18 protein-coding genes are annotated in these 19,071 nt (G+C 37.6%); 10 read left to right on the forward strand and 8 right to left on the reverse strand.

Annotated features, from left to right (window positions below; translation table 11 throughout):
* The first annotated feature begins 8 nt into the window (after positions 1–8).
* Entirely contained in the window at positions 9–1,046 is a 1,038-nt protein-coding gene (locus ACFOSX_RS11105; protein ID WP_386100832.1) for an FKBP-type peptidyl-prolyl cis-trans isomerase, read from the forward strand.
* Positions 1,047–1,111: 65 nt separating this feature from the next.
* Here ACFOSX_RS11105 and ACFOSX_RS11110 read toward each other — a convergent pair whose 3' ends face one another.
* Genes ACFOSX_RS11110 through ACFOSX_RS11120 form a run of 3 tightly spaced genes read right to left on the reverse strand, consistent with a single transcriptional unit; the run spans position 1,112 to position 3,591 of the window.
* On the reverse strand, positions 1,112–1,699 hold the full coding sequence (locus ACFOSX_RS11110) for an outer membrane beta-barrel protein (RefSeq protein ID WP_386100835.1): 588 nt from the start codon (positions 1,697–1,699) through the stop codon (positions 1,112–1,114).
* Between the two features lie 56 nt (positions 1,700–1,755).
* Positions 1,756–2,709: a transketolase family protein gene (locus ACFOSX_RS11115; protein WP_386100838.1), complete on the reverse strand. Its 954-nt coding sequence runs from the start codon at positions 2,707–2,709 to the stop codon at positions 1,756–1,758.
* A gap of 36 nt (positions 2,710–2,745) precedes the next feature.
* Positions 2,746–3,591, reverse strand: a complete 846-nt coding sequence (locus tag ACFOSX_RS11120) for a transketolase (RefSeq protein ID WP_386100841.1) — start codon at positions 3,589–3,591, stop codon at positions 2,746–2,748.
* 166 nt (positions 3,592–3,757) lie between these two features.
* Between ACFOSX_RS11120 and tgt the strand changes: the two genes are divergently transcribed.
* From tgt to ACFOSX_RS11165, 9 genes are all read left to right on the forward strand, one after another.
* A complete protein-coding gene (gene tgt, locus ACFOSX_RS11125) occupies positions 3,758–4,888 on the forward strand; it encodes a tRNA guanosine(34) transglycosylase Tgt (RefSeq protein ID WP_386100844.1) in 1,131 nt (376 codons plus the stop codon).
* Positions 4,889–4,919: 31 nt separating this feature from the next.
* Positions 4,920–5,996, forward strand: a complete 1,077-nt coding sequence (locus ACFOSX_RS11130; protein ID WP_386100847.1) for an LptF/LptG family permease — start codon at positions 4,920–4,922, stop codon at positions 5,994–5,996.
* On the forward strand, positions 5,983–6,882 hold the full coding sequence (locus ACFOSX_RS11135; RefSeq protein ID WP_386100850.1) for a DMT family transporter: 900 nt from the start codon (positions 5,983–5,985) through the stop codon (positions 6,880–6,882). The genes ACFOSX_RS11130 and ACFOSX_RS11135 overlap by 14 nt, the downstream gene beginning before the upstream one ends.
* A gap of 131 nt (positions 6,883–7,013) precedes the next feature.
* Entirely contained in the window at positions 7,014–7,967 is a 954-nt protein-coding gene (locus ACFOSX_RS11140; protein WP_386100853.1) for an acetyl-CoA carboxylase carboxyltransferase subunit alpha, read from the forward strand.
* A gap of 255 nt (positions 7,968–8,222) precedes the next feature.
* Entirely contained in the window at positions 8,223–9,755 is a 1,533-nt protein-coding gene (gene dnaB, locus ACFOSX_RS11145) for a replicative DNA helicase (RefSeq protein ID WP_386100856.1), read from the forward strand.
* Between the two features lie 66 nt (positions 9,756–9,821).
* The gene (locus ACFOSX_RS11150; protein WP_386100859.1) at positions 9,822–10,856 is read left to right on the forward strand and encodes an AI-2E family transporter; all 1,035 of its coding nucleotides are present in this window, start codon (positions 9,822–9,824) and stop codon (positions 10,854–10,856) included.
* A 55-nt stretch (positions 10,857–10,911) separates the two neighbouring features.
* The gene (locus tag ACFOSX_RS11155; RefSeq protein ID WP_386100862.1) at positions 10,912–11,823 is read left to right on the forward strand and encodes an aminotransferase class IV; all 912 of its coding nucleotides are present in this window, start codon (positions 10,912–10,914) and stop codon (positions 11,821–11,823) included.
* Positions 11,824–12,543, forward strand: coding sequence for a sulfotransferase-like domain-containing protein (locus tag ACFOSX_RS11160; protein WP_386100865.1), 720 nt, complete (start codon positions 11,824–11,826; stop codon positions 12,541–12,543).
* A 145-nt stretch (positions 12,544–12,688) separates the two neighbouring features.
* Positions 12,689–13,873, forward strand: coding sequence for an asparagine synthetase B (locus tag ACFOSX_RS11165; protein ID WP_386100880.1), 1,185 nt, complete (start codon positions 12,689–12,691; stop codon positions 13,871–13,873).
* A gap of 6 nt (positions 13,874–13,879) precedes the next feature.
* On the opposite strand, the gene ACFOSX_RS11170 is transcribed toward ACFOSX_RS11165, so the two are convergent.
* The 5 genes from ACFOSX_RS11170 to thrS all read right to left on the reverse strand — a co-directional run bounded on the left by ACFOSX_RS11170 (position 13,880) and on the right by thrS (position 18,403).
* Positions 13,880–15,004 (reverse strand): AbiH family protein, encoded by a 1,125-nt coding sequence (locus tag ACFOSX_RS11170; RefSeq protein ID WP_386100868.1) that lies wholly within the window; start codon positions 15,002–15,004, stop codon positions 13,880–13,882.
* A gap of 94 nt (positions 15,005–15,098) precedes the next feature.
* Positions 15,099–15,443: a 50S ribosomal protein L20 gene (gene rplT / locus ACFOSX_RS11175; RefSeq protein ID WP_386100871.1), complete on the reverse strand. Its 345-nt coding sequence runs from the start codon at positions 15,441–15,443 to the stop codon at positions 15,099–15,101.
* Positions 15,444–15,583: 140 nt separating this feature from the next.
* Positions 15,584–15,781: a 50S ribosomal protein L35 gene (gene rpmI, locus ACFOSX_RS11180; protein ID WP_386100874.1), complete on the reverse strand. Its 198-nt coding sequence runs from the start codon at positions 15,779–15,781 to the stop codon at positions 15,584–15,586.
* 99 nt (positions 15,782–15,880) lie between these two features.
* Complete coding sequence (infC, locus tag ACFOSX_RS11185) at positions 15,881–16,393, reverse strand: translation initiation factor IF-3 (RefSeq protein ID WP_386100883.1); 513 nt, start codon at positions 16,391–16,393, stop codon at positions 15,881–15,883.
* A 69-nt stretch (positions 16,394–16,462) separates the two neighbouring features.
* On the reverse strand, positions 16,463–18,403 hold the full coding sequence (gene thrS, locus ACFOSX_RS11190; protein WP_386100877.1) for a threonine--tRNA ligase: 1,941 nt from the start codon (positions 18,401–18,403) through the stop codon (positions 16,463–16,465).
* Positions 18,404–19,071 lie beyond the last annotated feature (668 nt).

The raw sequence follows: 19,071 nt of genomic DNA on the forward strand, positions 1-19,071 counted from the left end.
CGAAAATTATGAAAGTTCAAAATTGCCTTAAATTTTTAGTTGTCCTCGCTGTTATAATCACAGCATGTTCACCAGACGATCCTGAGTTTATTCCTGTTCCTGACCGAGATAGAGCAGAACAACAGGCTACAGATGATGCTTTGTTGCAGGAGTATTTTAGTACCCACTATTATAATAAAATGCAATTGGATGCTTTAAACAATATTAGAGTGCAGGATATTGATATTATCGAAGTGGCCTCTGGAGGTACTGTACCAGATGGCTATGTCATTTTACAAGGTAATGTAGAGACTCATACCACAATATTTTCAGATGTTGATTATACCTACTATATTTTAAGATTGAATCAAGGCGGAGGAGAAGCTTCACCTCGTTTTACAGATAAAGTACGAGTAGAATATGAAGGGTTTTTAGTTGATGGTGGCGAAGTTTTTGACAGTGCAATTACACCGGAAGATTTCGATTTAGTGGATATATCCGCTGGATCTGTAGTCATTCCTACAGGATGGAATAGAGTGATGCCAGAGTTTAATGTGTCTCAAGATTTTACTACTGGAGCAAATGGTGTAGAATATAATAATTATGGTACTGGTATTATGTTTTTGCCTTCTGGTTTAGGATATTTCTCTACCGCTAGACTAGGTATACCCGTGTATTCTAACTTGGTTTTTAAATTTACGTTGCTTCAAACCGAAGAGAATGATCATGATGGTGATGGTATTCCATCTTACCTTGAGGATGTAAATAGTAATTTGAATACTTTTGATGATAACGAAGACGAAGATTTATCTCCAGACTTCTTGGATATTGATGATGATGGCGATGGAGTATCTACCAGAAATGAATTATTACCTAAGGAATATATTGTGGATACCAATAGCGGAGATACAGAGCCTGTTTTAGGAGCTAATGAATTTGAAATTAGTAGAAGTGAAGAAAATGGTATTATAACTATTAATACTGTTGAGAGGCTGGATACAGATGGTAATAACAAATTTGACTATTTGGATGATGAAATTACCATTGATTACAGTGAAGATAATTAGAGGAATAACATAAAATAAAAAAAGCCGCTGATGAAGCGGCTTTTTTGTTAAATGCATTTATTATGTTATATCTTCAAAGACAAACTTAAAATCAATTGCTCTGGTCGGGTATCTAATCGATCCCCATTCATAATGTTATTGTTGTCTAAGAAACGTGCTTCGTTCTCGGAGAAACCACGTTCGTAACGTAGGTCAATTCCAACTTTATTAAAGTTTAGAGCGATTCCGAAATTAAGACCAACTGTAAAATCGTTTTCAATATTGTCAACGTTTACATCGTTAAATTCAGAGTCTAGGATGTATTGTAATGCTGGCCCACCGAAAACACTTATTGGACCAAGGATTTTCGCGCCAACTAAAATCGGAGCATCGAATTTTTGCAAGTCAAACGTGCCACTTTCATAATCGGTTTTTACCTTGGTATACACTAACTCAGGCCTTAGATATAAGCGATCACCTATTTTTCCAAAAAGACCTAAGTGGTAGCCAATGTTTCGGTCTGGATTTTCAAAATTGTCGCTAATGGATCTAAAGTATTCACCTGTGCCTCCATAATTGAGACCACCTTTAAAACCAAAGCCACTTCCGACTTGTGCAAAAGAGGCTAAGCTAACTACTGAACAGAGAATTCCTGTTAAAATTAATTTCTTCATAATTATTCGTTTTTTGATTTAGAACTTCTACTATCAAAAACGTTGCCAAATGAAGATTATTTTCTATTTAGTACTTTTTCAGAGGCAGAAACTATGGCATCACTATTTAATCCGTACTTCTCCATAAGCTGCGCAGGTGTTCCAGATTCACCAAATGTATCTTGGGTAGCAACAAATTCTTGTGGTGTTGGCCGGTTTTCTGAAAGTATTCGAGCTACACTTTCACCTAAACCTCCTAAATAATTATGTTCTTCAGTGGTAACCACACAACCTGTTTTAGCCACAGACTTTAGAATAGCCTCAGAATCTAAAGGCTTAATGGTATGGATATTAATAACTTCTGCAGAAATGCCTTTTATATTCAATGCTTTGGCGGCTTCTAAAGCTTCCCAAACCAAATGCCCTGTTGCAATAATGGTGACATCAGTGCCCTCTGTAAGTCGAACGGCCTTACCGATTTCGAATGTTTGATCTTCGGGTGTAAAGTTGGCGACTTTAGGTCGCCCGAATCTTAAGTAAACAGGTCCATCATGTTCTGCAATGGCCAATGTAGCAGCTTTGGTTTGGTTATAATCACAGGTGTTGATGACTGTCATGCCAGGTAACATTTTCATTAAACCTATATCTTCCAAAATCTGATGTGTTGCGCCATCTTCGCCTAAAGTAATACCAGCGTGAGAAGCACATATTTTCACATTTTTACCCGAATAGGCTACACTTTGGCGAATTTGATCGTACACACGGCCTGTAGAGAAGTTGGCAAAAGTTCCGGTAAAAGGAATTTTTCCTCCAATCGTCATTCCAGCAGCCATACCAATCATATTAGCTTCTGCTATTCCGACTTGAAAAAAACGCTCGGGGTGATTCGATTTAAACTCGTCCATCTTTAAGGACCCTGTAAGATCAGCACAAAGTGCTACAACATTTTCATTGGTTTTACCAAGTTCCGTGAGTCCTGCTCCAAAACCAGATCTTGTGTCTTTATTTCCTGTGTTGATATATGTTTTCATAGTTGTTTCGTGTAATTTGAAATAATGATGGTTGGATTAATAATCCCCTAAAGTTTCTGGATTCTGTGAGAGTCCTTCAGCTAATTGCTCGTCGTTTGGTGCCTTACCATGCCAAGCGTGCGTGTGCATCATAAAATCTACACCGTTGCCCATTACGGTTTGCAACAGAACACAGACTGGTTTCCCTTTACCTGTTTTGGATTTAGCATCTGCCAATCCTTCTAAAATAGCTTCAATGTCATTACCTTTTTCAACTTCAATAACATCCCATCCAAAAGCCTTGAATTTTGCACTGAGGTCACCAAGAGGAAGAACCTTGTCCGTTGAACCATCAATCTGTTGACCGTTGACGTCAATAGTAGAGATTATATTGTCTACATTATTGCCTGAGGCATACATTATCGCTTCCCAGTTTTGCCCTTCTTGCAATTCGCCGTCGCCATGTAAACTATAAATAAGTTTAGAATCACCATTCAATTTTTTAGTGCTTGCGGCGCCTAATGCCACAGACATACCTTGACCTAAAGAGCCAGAGGCGATTCTCACTCCTGGTAAGCCCTCGTGCGTTGTTGGGTGACCTTGTAATCTTGAATCCAATAACCTAAACGTATTCAATTCCTCAACAGGAAAATAGCCCGCACGTGCCAAAACACTATAATACACTGGAGAGATGTGACCGTTGGATAAAAAGAAAAGGTCTTCGTCCCTACCGTCCATATTAAACCCGTCTTTTGTCTCTAACACCTCGTTGTAAAGGCATACAAAGAATTCGGCACAGCCCAAAGAACCACCTGGGTGACCTGAGTTTACCTTATGAACCATGCGTAAAATATCACGCCTCACTTGTGTTGTTAAATCTTTTAAAGCTGAAATGTCTGGCATCTTTTTTAAGTTAAATTACAGCCCAAAAATAATGTAATATAAAGCCTCTGCAAAGCCTTGTAAACCGCACTTATTAACGATTTGGACTAATTGCTAACAATTTTAATTTTAATTAAGAAGTAATGCTAGGGAGTTAATTATATTTGCCCTTCGACATTGAATTTTCATGATATTTAAACGCTTAGCAACAGACGCTCAAAGTAAAGCTAGGGCTGGACTTATTGAAACAGACCACGGTACAATTGAGACCCCAATATTTATGCCTGTAGGTACAGTAGCCTCTGTAAAAGGTGTTCATCAGCGTGAGTTGAAAGATGACATTAATCCCGATATTATTTTAGGAAATACCTATCACCTTTATCTTCGCCCAGAAACACAAGTATTAGAGGCGGCAGGCGGTCTACACAAATTCATGAATTGGGACCGGAATATTTTGACGGATTCAGGGGGTTATCAGGTGTATTCCTTATCGGCAAATCGAAAGATTAAGGAAGAAGGTGTAAAGTTCAAATCTCATATCGATGGAAGCACACATGTGTTTACACCCGAAAATGTGATGGAAATCCAAAGGACAATTGGTGCTGATATCATCATGGCTTTTGATGAGTGTACACCATATCCATGCGATTATAACTATGCCAAGCGGTCCATGCACATGACGCATCGTTGGCTGGAGCGTTGTTTAGCACATTTAAAAAAGACACCATTAAAATACGATTACGACCAAACGTTTTTTCCAATTGTTCAAGGGTCAACCTATAAAGATTTGCGTGTACAATCTGCAGAGTATATTGCCAATGCAGGTGCGAAAGGTAATGCTATTGGTGGCTTATCTGTTGGCGAGCCAGCAGAGGAGATGTACGCCATGGCTGAAGTGGTCTGCGATATTTTGCCCGAAGACAAACCACGTTATCTCATGGGAGTTGGAACACCAATAAATATTTTAGAAAATATTGCGTTAGGTGTAGATATGTTCGATTGTGTGATGCCAACTAGAAATGCCAGGAACGGTATGCTTTTTACAGCAAATGGTACTATTAATATTAAGAACAAAAAATGGGAGTTCGATTTTTCACCAGTGGATGAAATGGGAATTACCTATGTAGATACAGATTATTCAAAAGCTTATTTGCGTCATTTGTTTAAAGTGAATGAACTTTTAGGAAAACAGATAGCGACCATTCATAATCTTGGATTTTATTTGTGGTTGGTTCGTGAAGCTCGAAAGCATATCATCGCCGGGGATTTTAGGGAATGGAAAGATAAAATGGTAATACAAATGGATAATCGATTATAAATAGATTTACGTCGGAAGGCTACGATTAAGCATGAAAATTCTAGATTGGTACATACTAAAACGCTATCTCTCCACTTTTGCAGTGATGCTGTTGTTATTCATCCCTATTGGCATAATGGTGCATTTGGCGGAAAAGATTGGAAAGATTTTAGAGAACGAAGTACCGTTTCCAGCTGTTGCAGAATACCTCTATAATTTCACCTTGTATTTTGCCCATTTGTTGTTTCCGTTGTTCTTGTTCTTATCAGTAATCTTTTTTACGTCTAAGCTGGCGAACAATACAGAAATTACTGCGTTTTTAAGTTCTGGTGTGTCTTTTAGTCGATTTTTAAGACCTTATATGATTGGTGCTACAATTGTTGCAGGTTTCGCTTTAGTATTGGGATTGTACTTGGCACCGAAAGCAAGTAGAGGTTTCAATGAATTTAAATATACCTATTTAAAGAAGCATAGTGACATTCAACAAACCGATAATGTATTTAGGCAACTAAATGACAGTGACTATATATATGTCAGTCGGTTTAATCCAGCAACAAGTACAGGCCAGAATTTTACCTTAGAACGTTTCAATGGGAACCAATTAGAATTTAAAATCTTTGCGAATAACATAAAATATATTGAGTCCGATTCTATATATAGATTAACCAATTACCACAAACGAAAATTTGTCGACGGCGAAGAAATTGTAGAAAACAGAAGACGTGTCGATACCACTTTTGCTTTTGATTTGGAAGATTTAACACCTGTTGAATACTTCGCAGAAACACTGTCTTACCCTAAACTGATTAGTTTTATAAACAAAGAAAAGGCTAGGGGCTCATCAAATATTGGTCGTTATGAGGTGGTGAAGTACAAAAAATGGAGTTTGCCAGTTTCGGTGTTTATATTAACTATTATTGCCGTTGCCGTTTCATCGATTAAGCGACGCGGTGGCATGGGCGTTAACTTGGCTTTTGGTATTGCCATTGCCATGATTTATGTCTTCTTCGATAAGGTGTTTGGAGTTATGGCAGAGCAGTCGGACTTTCCACCACTGATTGCCGTTTGGTTTCCAAACATTATATTTGGTGCACTAGCCATCTATCTACTTTACAATGCAAAGCGATAAGCTAAAGCACTATTTTCATTTACACGTCTTGGTACTTATAGCCGGTTTTACGGCAATTTTGGGCGAACTGATTTCCATTGGGTCGCTCGCTTTGGTTTGGTATCGTATGCTGATTGCCGTAGTTTTAATGATTGGCTTTGTAAAGCTTTCTAAGACGAGTTTGAAAATGCGGCCTAAGCAGGTTTTCAAATTTGCAATTGCTGGAATCATTATCGCCTTACATTGGATTACTTTTTTCGAATCAATTAATCAAGCAAACGTATCTATCGCATTGGCTATGTTTTCAAGCGGTGCATTTTTCGCTTCATTTCTTGAACCCTTATTTTTTAAAAGAAAGATGTATTGGCAAGAAATTCTTTTAGGTATTGTAGTCATATTAGGCGTGTTTTTAATTACTAAAGGCGAATTACGCTACATCAATGGTATTCTATTAGGTTTATCATCAGCTTTATTTTCAAGTTTATTCTCTGTGATTAACGGACGATTTATTGAAACTCATAAAGCCAGTGTTATTTCGGTGTATGAATTTGTTAGTGGTACCCTTTTCCTCTCCTTATTTATTGTGCTGTTCGGAAATGGGTTTGATTTGGAATTTTTTCAATTATCGTCTTCCGACTGGATATATATCTTTATTCTGGCTTCAGTATGTACGGCGTATGCGTTTATCGCGGCGGTACATGTGATGAAGTATATTTCGCCATTTTCGGTGATATTGAGTTACAATTTGGAGCCCGTATACGGTATCGTTTTGGCATTGATTCTTTTTCCGGAGAAAGAGCAAATGTCAGTTAGTTTTTACATTGGTGCTGTTGTGGTTTTGCTGGCTATAGTTATAGATGCTGTATTAAAGAAGCGACTTTCAAAACAAAACGAAGCCTTACTATAATTTTATATGTCTAGTTTTAATCTTATTTTTGCCTTCAGTTTGCTTCATATTTAATGGAATTGTCCATCATTATCAAATGAGAATATGTAGGTTTGCAGACTAACTAACTAAAATTAATTTATTCAAATTGTATGGAATATTTAGAATTTGAACTTCCAATTAAAGAACTCGAGGAACAACTAGATAAGTGCCGAATCATTGGTGATGAGAGTGAAGTGGATGTGACCGAGACTTGCAAGCAGATTGAAGAAAAGCTTGTAAATACAAAAAAAGACATTTACAAAAACCTAACAGCTTGGCAACGCGTACAGTTATCGCGTCATCCCAATCGCCCGTATACCTTGGATTATATAAAGGCATTATGTGGCGATTCTTTTTTGGAGCTACATGGCGATAGAAATGTAAAGGATGATAAGGCCATGATTGGTGGTTTAGGTAAGATTGGTAACCAATCTTATATGTTTATTGGCCAGCAAAAAGGCTATAATACAAAGACAAGACAGTACCGAAACTTCGGAATGTCTAACCCAGAAGGTTATCGAAAAGCTTTACGATTAATGAAATCTGCAGAGAAATTTGGTATTCCTGTAGTCACTTTAATCGATACTCCAGGTGCTTACCCAGGATTGGAAGCTGAGGAGCGTGGCCAAGGTGAAGCTATTGCCAGAAACATTTTTGAGATGGCCCGATTAAAAGTGCCAATCATTACCATAATCATTGGTGAAGGCGCATCTGGTGGTGCCTTGGGTATTGGCGTAGGCGATAGGGTTATGATGTTAGAGAATACTTGGTATTCTGTAATTTCTCCTGAATCTTGCTCATCTATTCTTTGGCGAAGCTGGGAATACAAAGAGCAAGCGGCTGAGGCTTTAAAGTTGACGGCCAAGGACATGAAACGTATGAAATTGGTAGATACAATCATCAAAGAGCCACTGGGTGGAGCACATACCAACAGAGAGAAAACATTTTTAACGGTAAGAGATACCATTGTGAAAACTTATGATGAGTTGAAGAACTTATCACCAAAAGAATTGGTGAGTCAACGTATGGAAAAATACGATGAGATGGGTGTTTACAAATCTTAAACGTACTAAAACAAAGCATTCTTAAAAAACCGAAGTGTTGTGCTTCGGTTTTTTTGTGGCTATCAACAATATTTAAGACTTATCAACAGTTGAATTGTTAACGAAGTGTTGAGAGTTGCACAAGTATCTATTTATCGTTAAAGCTACTTTTTGTTACATTCGCAGACCTTGTTCGTGACATAAATTCTGAATTAATTTTGAGTTTATATTTTTAAGTTTGAACAAGCACTAACTAAACTTTCTGAAGACAAAATAATGAAACAACCTAACCCTGTAAAAGGCGTAAAAGTCGATAAGAGTACCTTGATAAGCCTAGAAAAAGGCAAGATTCCACCGCAGGCCATTGATTTGGAAGAAGTGGTGCTAGGTGCTATGATGATTGACAAAAAAGGGGTTGATGAGGTGATTGATATTTTGAGTCCAGATGCCTTTTACAAGGACAGTCACAAGTTTATTTTTGAATCTATCTTCAAATTGTTTGAAAACAGTGAGCCTGTTGACTTATTAACAGTTTCGTCACAATTGAAGAAGGACGGAAAGTTAGATATGGTAGGAGGGGATTTTTATTTGATTTCCTTGACCCAACGTGTATCGTCTTCTGCTCATATTGAATTCCATGCACGAATAATTCTTCAAAAGTACATACAGAGAAGTTTAATAAAGATTTCAAACGAAATTATCGAAGAAGCTTACGATGAAGGCAATGACGTTTTCGACCTTTTAGATACTGCTGAAGCTAAATTGTATGAGGTGACGCAAGGCAATGTTAAAAAATCTACGGAGACGGCGCAGAGCTTGGTGATTCAAGCCAAGAAGAAAATTGAGGAAATTTCCAATAAAGACGGATTGAGTGGCATCCCCACGGGATTTGATAAGCTAGATAAATTGACTTCCGGTTGGCAACCTTCAGATTTAATCATCGTTGCGGCACGTCCTGGTATGGGTAAAACCGCTTTAACTTTGACTATGGCCCGAAATATTGCAGTAGATTTTAATCAAGCTGTAGCGTTTTTTTCGCTTGAAATGTCCTCTGTACAACTGATAACGCGTCTTATCTCTAGTGAAACAGGATTATCTTCAGAAAAGCTGAGAACCGGAAAACTTGAAAAACACGAATGGGAGCAACTTAACGTTAAAGTGAAGACTTTAGAGAAAGCACCATTGTTTATTGACGATACTCCTTCACTCTCCATTTTTGACTTACGAGCCAAAGCACGTCGTTTAGCCTCTCAATATGATATTAAAGTAATTATGATTGATTACTTGCAGTTAATGACGGCAGGTGGAAGTCAAAAAGGCGGAAACCGTGAGCAAGAAATTTCCATGATTTCCCGAAACTTGAAAGCCTTGGCTAAGGAATTAAATGTTCCTGTCATTGCACTATCACAATTGTCGCGTGCAGTAGAAACTCGTGGTGGAAGTAAGCGACCGCTTCTCTCGGATTTACGTGAATCTGGAGCAATTGAGCAAGATGCTGATATCGTTTCATTTATCTACCGACCAGAGTATTATAAAATTGACGAATGGGATGATGAAGAGCGCTCGCCGACCGAAGGTCAGGGTGAATTTATTGTTGCCAAGCACAGAAACGGTGGTTTGGACAACATCCGATTAAAGTTCATCGGACATCTTGGCAAGTTTGATAATTTGGATGATTTTGATACGCCATTTGGTGAATTCCACTCTAAAATGAATGCGGCTGCCAACGATGATACTTTTAAACAAGACCACTTCCCATCTGCGAGTGATGCCTTTGATGCACCTGAGGATGATGGCGTTCCTTTTTAGGAAATTTTAAGAGCTGAACAGTTAATTTCAGTTAACTTTGTTTTTGCTATTTAAAAGACGATTCCCATGCTCGAAAAGAGGCGCACCACTAACGTTTTACTACTATTAATTGCCATTCCCTTGGTGTTTTATTTATTAAAGGTTTTGTCCTTTATATTCATCCCGTTAGTGTTCTCTATGTTCATCGCATTGTTGTTTTTACCATTAATGCGATATTTGGGACGACGAAATGTTCCAAAAGTTGTCAGTATTCTGATTGTATTGTTCATTGTAGTGAGCATTGTATTTATAGGGGTAGAATTGATACAGCTTTCCGGTAAACAAATAGTGGCATCAGAATCTAAGTTTTTTGAAAAAGCCGAAATCAAATTAGCAAACCTTAAAACCTATTTATCTGAAGCTTTCGGAATTTCATTTAATGAGAATACCACAGTACTAGGATCTTTCTTTCAGCAAGACAATCTAGGTACAACACTTGGTTTTATTAGACGTTTTTTAACTACGCTGATGATGACCATCTTCTTTGCGGTTTTGTGGTTGGGAGAATCTATCAACGTTCATAAATTGTTGAACGCAACTTTGCTTAAACAAAAGCATACCTCAATAAAGGCATTCATTAAAATTGAAAACGACCTTATTAAATTTATCAAGGTGAAATTTATGGTCAGCTTGTTAACAGGTATCGGCACTGGATTGATGTGCTTGTTCTTCGATGTGAGCTTCCCGATTTTCTGGGGCTTGTTTGCTTTTGTCATCAACTTTGTTCAGATGGTTGGCTCATTTATTTCTGTTATTCTATTGTCCATTTTCGCATTTGTTGAAATTGAAGCTACTTCAGTATTACTATTCTTCATGTTAGCTATTACTGGTGTTCAAGTGTTGTTTGGCGCTATCTTAGAACCAATATTTATGGGAAAATCGTTCTCCATAAATATCATTACCGTGTTAGTAATGTTAATGTTTTGGGGTTTCCTTTGGGGTATTCCAGGACTGATTATGGCGATTCCTATTACCGTTTTCCTAAAGATTATTTTGGAACAGTTCGAAGGCACAAAAGTGATTGCCGAACTTATTTCTGGCAAACCCGCTTTGGAGTCCTAAACAACCATTGTCAACTCTCTAAATTTCCCTAACTTTCTATTCAAATTGAATAGATATGCACGGTACACATAACGCAATTTCCGATTCCAGAAACGACGCCATCAAAATCAGCGTCAACGGAGAATTATTTTCAAGAGAAAATGCTAAAATCTCAGTATTTGATAGTGGATATCTTGTTGGCGACGGGGTATGGGAAGCCATGCGCTTGCATCACAATACCTTAGTTTTTTTAGACGAACATCTCGACAGAATGTGGACGGCATCCGCAACTATCGGAATGAAATTACCTTGGACCAAAGCCGAACTCACAGAAAAAATTTTGGACGTTTTAAACGCAAACGAAATGACTGATGGCGTCCACGTTAGGGTTATGGTGACTAGAGGGATAAAAAAAACGCCGTCGCAAGACCCAAGACTGACCATTTCAGGACCAAATCTCGTTATCATTCCAGAATTTAAGATTGCCGATGAAGCTACAAAAAAAAAGGGCATCACCTTATTCACCTCTACAATACGTCGTGGCTCTCCAGATTACTTAGACCCAAGACTTAATTGCCACAGCAAGTTGCACGAAGTCCAGGCCCTAGTGCAAGCCATTGAAGCAGGGGCGGATGAAGCGTTGATGCTAGATGTCAACGGATTTGTTGCGACCTGTAATGCCACCAATTTTTTTATTATCAAAAATGAAGAGGTTTGGACATCAACTGGAAAATATTGTATGAACGGTATCACCAGAGGAAAAGTCATTGAGGTATGTAGACTTCATAATATTCCGTGCATTGAAAAAGACTTTTCTTTATTTGATGTATACGGTGCAGATGAAGCTTTTGTGACTGGAACCTTCGGCGGATTAACACCTGTGACTAAAATCGATGGCAGAGCTATTGGCGATGGAAATAAATGGCCGTTGACTAATAAACTGAGCCAATTATATAACGAATTAATAGCAATGCAAATCCAAAAATAGATGTCTAAACATATTTGTTTGTGGTCAGGGCCACGTAACATTTCCACGGCTTTGATGTATTCCTTTGCGCAACGCTCAGACTGTAAAGTTGTCGATGAACCTTTGTATGCTTACTATCTGAAGCATCATCCCGAAGCGCGTCAGTACCATCCAGGAGCTGATGATGTTTTAAACAATATGGAGAAGGACGGCAATAAGGTGATAGAGGAAATGTTTAACAATAAGACTTCACCGATGTATTTCTATAAGCACATGACGCATCATTTGTTGGATTTAGACCGAAGTTTCATGAAGAAAACCATTAATATAATCCTCACACGAGACCCGAATGAAATGCTTCCCTCGTTTGCCAAAGTTATTCCCAACCCTACGATCAATGACGTTGGCTATAGGTTGCATGTTGAATTATTGAACTATTTCAAATTGAAGAATATTTCTTTTGTGGTGTTAGATTCGAAATCCGTTTTGCTTAATCCTCACGAAGCCCTAAGAAGCTTATGCCAAAAAATAGATATTCCGTTTGAAGAGTCAATGCTTTCGTGGAAACCACAAAAACGTGAAGAAGATGGTGTCTGGGCCCGGTATTGGTATGATAATGTCCATAAGTCATCAGGTTTTATGCCTTACAAAGCGAAAGAAGAAGCATTTCCTGAGCGCTTGCAATCGTTGCTCGAAGAAAGCCAAAGGCATTATGAGACTCTTCTTCAATATGCCCTTTAATCTTAAAACCAGCATAAATACATTACGTGCGCACTAATAATTGATTATATTTCGTTCTAAAGCTATGAGATTGAAAAAACTACTTCTAATTTGTTTTGTGACGCTATTCAGTATTCAGACCTATGCCTCTTACATATTAGTGCCCATGGATGCTGAAACACAAGAGAATCATCTGAAAGCATACGGTGTCACCTATTGGACATTGGAACGCCAACTCAAGGTCAAGTGGTTATTGAATTACAGAGGCGGTTCATTTTTATTGCCCGATGCAGAAATCATTCAGCGCGAGTGTCAGATTAGAGGTGTAAGTTTTGAAGTCATTTCAGATGCTAAAGCAGAACAAATTTTAAATGATATTTCGAGTCCTTCTAAAAATCAGGAAGCCGTAGTCTTGGAAAAAGCACCAAAAATTGCGGTTTATACACCTTATGGAAAACAGCCTTGGGATGATGCCGTGACCATGGTTTTAACTTATGCTGAAATTCCCTATGAAACAATTTATGATGAAGAAGTCCTAAAAGATGAGTTGGTTTTATACGATTGGTTACACCTGCATCACGAAGATTTTACGGGACAATTCGGAAAGTTTTATCGTAGTTATCGATCAGCCGCTTGGTACATCGAAGAAAAGAAAGCGGCCGAAGAATTAGCTACACGTTTGGGCTATTCTAAAGTGTCTGATGCAAAATTAGCTGTGGCTTTAAAGATAAGAGAGTATGTTGCTGGTGGAGGATTTATGTTCGCTATGTGTTCAGCAACGGATAGTTTTGATATTGCGTTGTCGGCTGAAAACGTTGACATCTGTGAGCCTATGTTTGACGGTGACGGAAGCGACCCAGGTTATCAAAATAAAATAGATTATTCCAAAACCTTCGCCTTTAAGGACTTTATCTTAGAACGCAATCCTAATATTTACGAATTTTCTTCGATTGATATGACACGTAAACGTCAAATCCCAAAAGAAACCGATTACTTTTCGTTGATGGAATTTTCAGCAAAATGGGATCCAGTTCCCACGATGCTGACACAAAACCACACGGCACTGGTCAAAGGGTTTATGGGTCAAACGACCTCATTTACACGCGAAGAAATCAAATCAAACGTTTTGGTTATGGGAGAGAATAAAACCAATGGCGAAGCCAAGTATATTCACGGCATTAAAGGAAAAGGCTTCTTTACCTTTTATGGTGGTCATGACCCAGAGGACTATACTCATCGAGTAGGGGATCCCCGAACGGAATTAGACTTGCATCCAACTTCTCCTGGCTATCGCCTTATTTTAAACAATGTGTTATTTCCGGCGGCAAAGAAGAAAAAGCAGAAAACTTAAGAATTATTAAAGTTTTCTTGGTTTTGGCATTGGGTATGATAGTTCTTCGGGAATTAGTTTTCTTCTCATACTAGCCTTGTCTTTAAAATGCCTTGATATTTCATGGGTTTTTTCGACATAGTCATTTGTTCCGTCTTCACGAATATGATAGAAAATTTTTATTGAAATGCAATTTTCATGCTCAAAAATTTGATTAAGCATTGTTCTGTCAGACAAGCCACAAGAATGACCATATATATAAACTTGAAATTTATCAGATTCGATAAACCTTAATAGATTATGGTAATTTCTAGTTTTAAAATATTTGAAAGACTTTATATGTCTGAAGTAATTATTATCATTTGTCTTTTCAAGTACTGTATAGTCATCATCAAGCTCATCTCCAAACCCAAAAATTATTGGGTTTTCAGGTTTATTTAATTCTCCATGTATAAAATTATACTCAACATTTTCTATTCTATTTTTAGAATCTGAATACTTTAGGACTATATCGGTATAGTTAAAGTTCAGTATATGGACGGCAGAGGGCTTTTTATTTTCAGTTATTTCATTGGAAACAATTTCATTCCCTTTCACATCTTCATAAAAGTCGTTTACTAAATAGTTTCCAGAAAACCTTTCAGTCTTTTCAGTTTGATTTGTTAGATAAACTTCTAGTTTTCTGGTAATATAGTCTAGGTCAGAATTTAATTTATTAACTAAGTCGTTTTCATTCTTCTTAAGAAATGTTTTAAGCAATTGATAGTAATCATTTTCTAGGTCAACCCATTTGTTTTCTGTTGAATTTCTATCAAATAATAATCTAAGGATAGGTGATTTAATTTGTACTTCGACAGAGTTGTTTCTTTTTAAGTCATTTATCAGTTTAATAGCATGATTAAAGTTTTTAGGTATTTCAAAATGTCGATCTCTAATATTCTGCAACACTCTCACTTTTATTAATTCATCATCGTATTTGTTTGTGTCAATGAGATCTTCAAACATTGAGAGGAAAAAGTCAAAGAAAAAATCTGAATATCGAGTTTTGTAACCGTGAGCTAGATCAAATCCATTTCCGATAATAATTAAGCGGTTTATGTTATTACTTCTTCTTTGAATCGGGTAATTACACCCACTTTGATTTGAAATCATATATTTAAACTTATCCTCTAAAATAAAAAAATCCGATTCAATTAAGAATCGGATTTTTTATAAGCGAAATGAGTTTATGAATAGGCTAAACGCCTTACTTAACTTTGTTTACAATTGCTTCAAAAGCTTCTGGGCGATTCATAGCTAAATCGGCTAATACCTTACGGTTTAAATCGATATTGTTAGCTTTTAAACTTCCCATAAACTTTGAATAGGACATTCCGTGCTGTCTTGCACCAGCGTTGATACGCATAATCCAAAGGGCTCTGAATGTTCTCTTTTTGTTTCTGCGGTCTCTGTACGAATATTGCATCGCTTTGTCTACCGCATTTTTTGCTACCGTCCAAACGTTTTTACGTCTTCCGAAGTAACCTTTTGCTTGCTTAAGAACCTTTTTTCTTCTGGCTCTCTTTGCAACTGAATTTACTGATCTTGGCATTTCTTAATTGTTTTTTGTAGTAGGCGGTCAATAATCAACACTTCTATATTTCATTCAAATCGTAAATCTAAAATCTACAATCGTTTATAAATAAGCCTAACTCCAGGGTTTATAAAATAATTTAACCGGTTAAAACTGTGTTATTTTAAACACAACATGGTTTTAACATTGTTTTCGTCAGCCTTGTGCACTAATGTGTCATGGGTTAACGCTAGCTTACGCTTCTTCGATTTTTTCGTCAAAATGTGACTCTTAAAAGCGTGCTTTCTTTTGATTTTACCAGTACCGGTAAGCTTAAAACGCTTTTTGGCACTAGATTTTGTTTTCATTTTAGGCATTTTCCTAATTTTTAATATTCGTTTCGCTTATTTTCTTTCAAAAAAACACCACTGCCAATGGGCTATGGTATTTATAAATTCACAAACTTAATTGTGTGTTTATTTCTTCTTAGGTGCTATGAACATAATCATTCGCTTACCTTCTAGTTTAGGCATCTGTTCAACTTTACCAAATTCCTCCAAATCTTGCGCTAGCTTCAGCAACAAAATTTGACCCTGTTCTTTAAAAACGATAGAACGTCCTTTAAAGAATACAAAGGCTTTTAATTTGGCACCGTCTTTTAGAAACTTTTCGGCATGTTTCTTCTTGAACTCATAATCATGGTCATCGGTGTTGGGTCCAAAACGGATCTCTTTTACAACAACCTTAGATGCTTTTGCTTTTAACGCCTTCTCCCTCTTTTTTTGTTCATAAAGAAACTTTTTATAGTCCATAATCTTACAAACAGGAGGATTCGCGTTTGGCGAAATCTCTACCAGATCCAGACCAAGCTCGTCGGCTATGCCCAATGCTTTCTTAATTGGATAAACACCCACTTCTACATTGTCTCCTACGACTCTGACTTCTTCGGATCTAATTTTAGAATTAATTCTGTGCTGGTCTTCTTTGATGACCCTTCTACTGTAATTCTTTCTGCTTCTACGTATTGCTATGGCTTATATATTTTAATTAAACGTTATTTATTTAAAAGTCTTAAGACTCTTTTTTACCTCTTCTTTAATAAGATTCGCAAATGACTCTACACTAATCGTGCCTAAATCTTCACCACCATGTTTTCTAACGCTTATGGTATTGTTTTGCTCTTCTTGCTCGCCAACAATAAGAATATAAGGTAATTTATTGACTTCCGCTTCACGAATTTTCTTACCTACAGTCTCGTTTCTATTATCTGCGAGGGCGCGAATTTCGTGATTTTCTAGCAAATTTAAAACTTTTTTCGCGTATTTCTCATATTTCTCACTCACGGAGATTACGGTCGCTTGTTCAGGCATTAGCCAAAGTGGGAAATTACCACCAGTATGTTCCAGAAGAATAGCCACAAATCGCTCCATACTACCAAATGGCGCGCGGTGTATCATCACTGGTCTGTGAGATTCATTATCACTGCCTTTGTAGGTTAAATCAAAACGTTCTGGAAGGTTATAGTCCACCTGAATTGTACCCAATTGCCATTGACGTCCTAGGGCATCTTTGACCATAAAATCAAGTTTCGGTCCATAAAATGCCGCTTCACCTTCTTCGACTACGAAATTTAGACCTTTATCCTTCGCCGCATTTAAAATGGCGTTTTCAGCTTTCTCCCAATTTTCAAGACTTCCAATATACTTTTCAGGCGTTTTTGGATCTCTAATTGACACTTGCGCTGTAAAGTTTTCGAATCCTAATGAACCAAATACATAGAGTACCAAATCGATAACTTCTTTAAATTCTGTATCCAACTGGTCTGGTGTACAGAAGATATGGGCGTCGTCTTGTGTAAATCCTCTTACACGAGTTAAGCCATGTAATTCGCCACTTTGTTCATACCTATATACCGTACCGAATTCCGCATAACGCTTGGGGAGTTCCTTATATGAGAACGGTCGCGTATTGTAAATTTCGCAATGGTGAGGGCAATTCATAGGTTTCAATAAGAACTCTTCGCCCTCTGCAGGTGTGTTTATGGGTTGAAAACTATCTTCACCGTATTTGGCATAATGTCCTGAGGTCACATAAAGCTCCTTTTGACCGATATGAGGGGTTACTACCATCTCATAGCCTGCTTTTTTCTGTGCTGCTTTCAGGAAATTTTCTAATCGCTCACGCAATGCAGCGCCTTTAGGTAACCAAAGAGGTAGACCTTGACCAACTCTTCTAGAGAAGGTGAACAATTCAAGCTCTTTGCCTAATTTACGGTGGTCGCGCTTCTTAGCCTCTTCAAGTAAATGTAAATGTTCGGTCAGCTCTTTTTGCTTCGGAAATGAGATCCCATAAACACGCGTTAACTGCTTATTGTTTTCGTCACCTTTATAATAAGCACCAGCAACACTTAATATTTTAACCGCTTTTACAATTCCTGTATTCGGAATATGACCACCGCGGCACAAGTCCGTAAATGAAGAATGGTCACAGAAGCTAATGGTGCCGTCCTCAAGATTCTCAATCAGCTCAACTTTATAGTCATTTTTGCCTTTATAATAGGAGAGAGCTTCTTCTTTAGAAACATCACGCATCTTAAAGTCGTGCTTTCCGCGAGCAATCTCTAGCATTTTGTTTTCAATGGTCTTAAAGTCCTTTTCAGAAATTGTGCCTTCACCTAAATCTACATCGTAATAAAAGCCGTTTTCAATCGCAGGACCAACCCAAAGCTTCACGCCCGGGTACAATTCTTCCAGTGCTTGAGCCAATATATGCGCAGAAGAATGCCAAAAGGCCTTTTTGCCGGCATCGTTACGCCAAGTGTATAAAGTTAAACTTCCATCTTTGGTCAAAGCCGTAGTTGTTTCTACAACGTCATCATTAAATTTTGCTGAAATTACATTTCGTGCAAAACCTTCGCTGATTGACTTGGCCACATCCATTGGAGTAGCCCCAGCCTCGTATTCTCTCACCGTCCCATCCGGAAGCGTAATATGTATCATTATATAGGTATAGAATTTAGCTTACAAATATATAAGTAAGCAAATTATTGGCAAAAGGAACATCTATATATATTATATGTATGGCGTTTCCCCTTCCTCACTCTTCGTCACCCTGCGCCACGGCCTTTTCCCATGTAGATTATAATTTCAACAGCCGTTATTCCGGGGCCTTTTTAAAACCCCGGAGTTATATCCATATCCTATCCTTTCGGGAAAAGTCGAAAAAAAATCCATGTCCAAACATCTATTGTACAGTGTCTTGTGGCGGGTTGTGTGATATCCCTGAAATAAATTCCCCAAAGCACTTGCGTGAGTAAAAAAGGGTGGTATATTTGCACGCTCAAAACGACGGGAAAATAGTTGTTTTGGGGAGTTCATTTCCGGGCCGAGCTTATCGATAAAAAAGATTTCGAATTTTTTTGAAAAAAGTTTTGCGGGGAATAAAAAAGGGTTTTATATTTGCACCCGCTTAAGAGATAAACGCCTTGGGCTAACAAGAGAAAAAGTTCATTAACATATTGAATTGACAGCGTAGAGGATAGCCGGAAACGGTTGTCTTCAGACAAAAGAATAGACCATTTTGAGTACTTAGAAATTAAATTCCTTTTGGTTGTTAAGATGTAAGTGGAAACACTTAAAAATTTAACGATGAAGAGTTTGATCCTGGC

This window comes from Winogradskyella maritima (assembly GCF_042650215.1).
In the GTDB taxonomy this organism is placed as follows: Bacteria; Bacteroidota; Bacteroidia; order Flavobacteriales; family Flavobacteriaceae; genus Winogradskyella; species Winogradskyella maritima.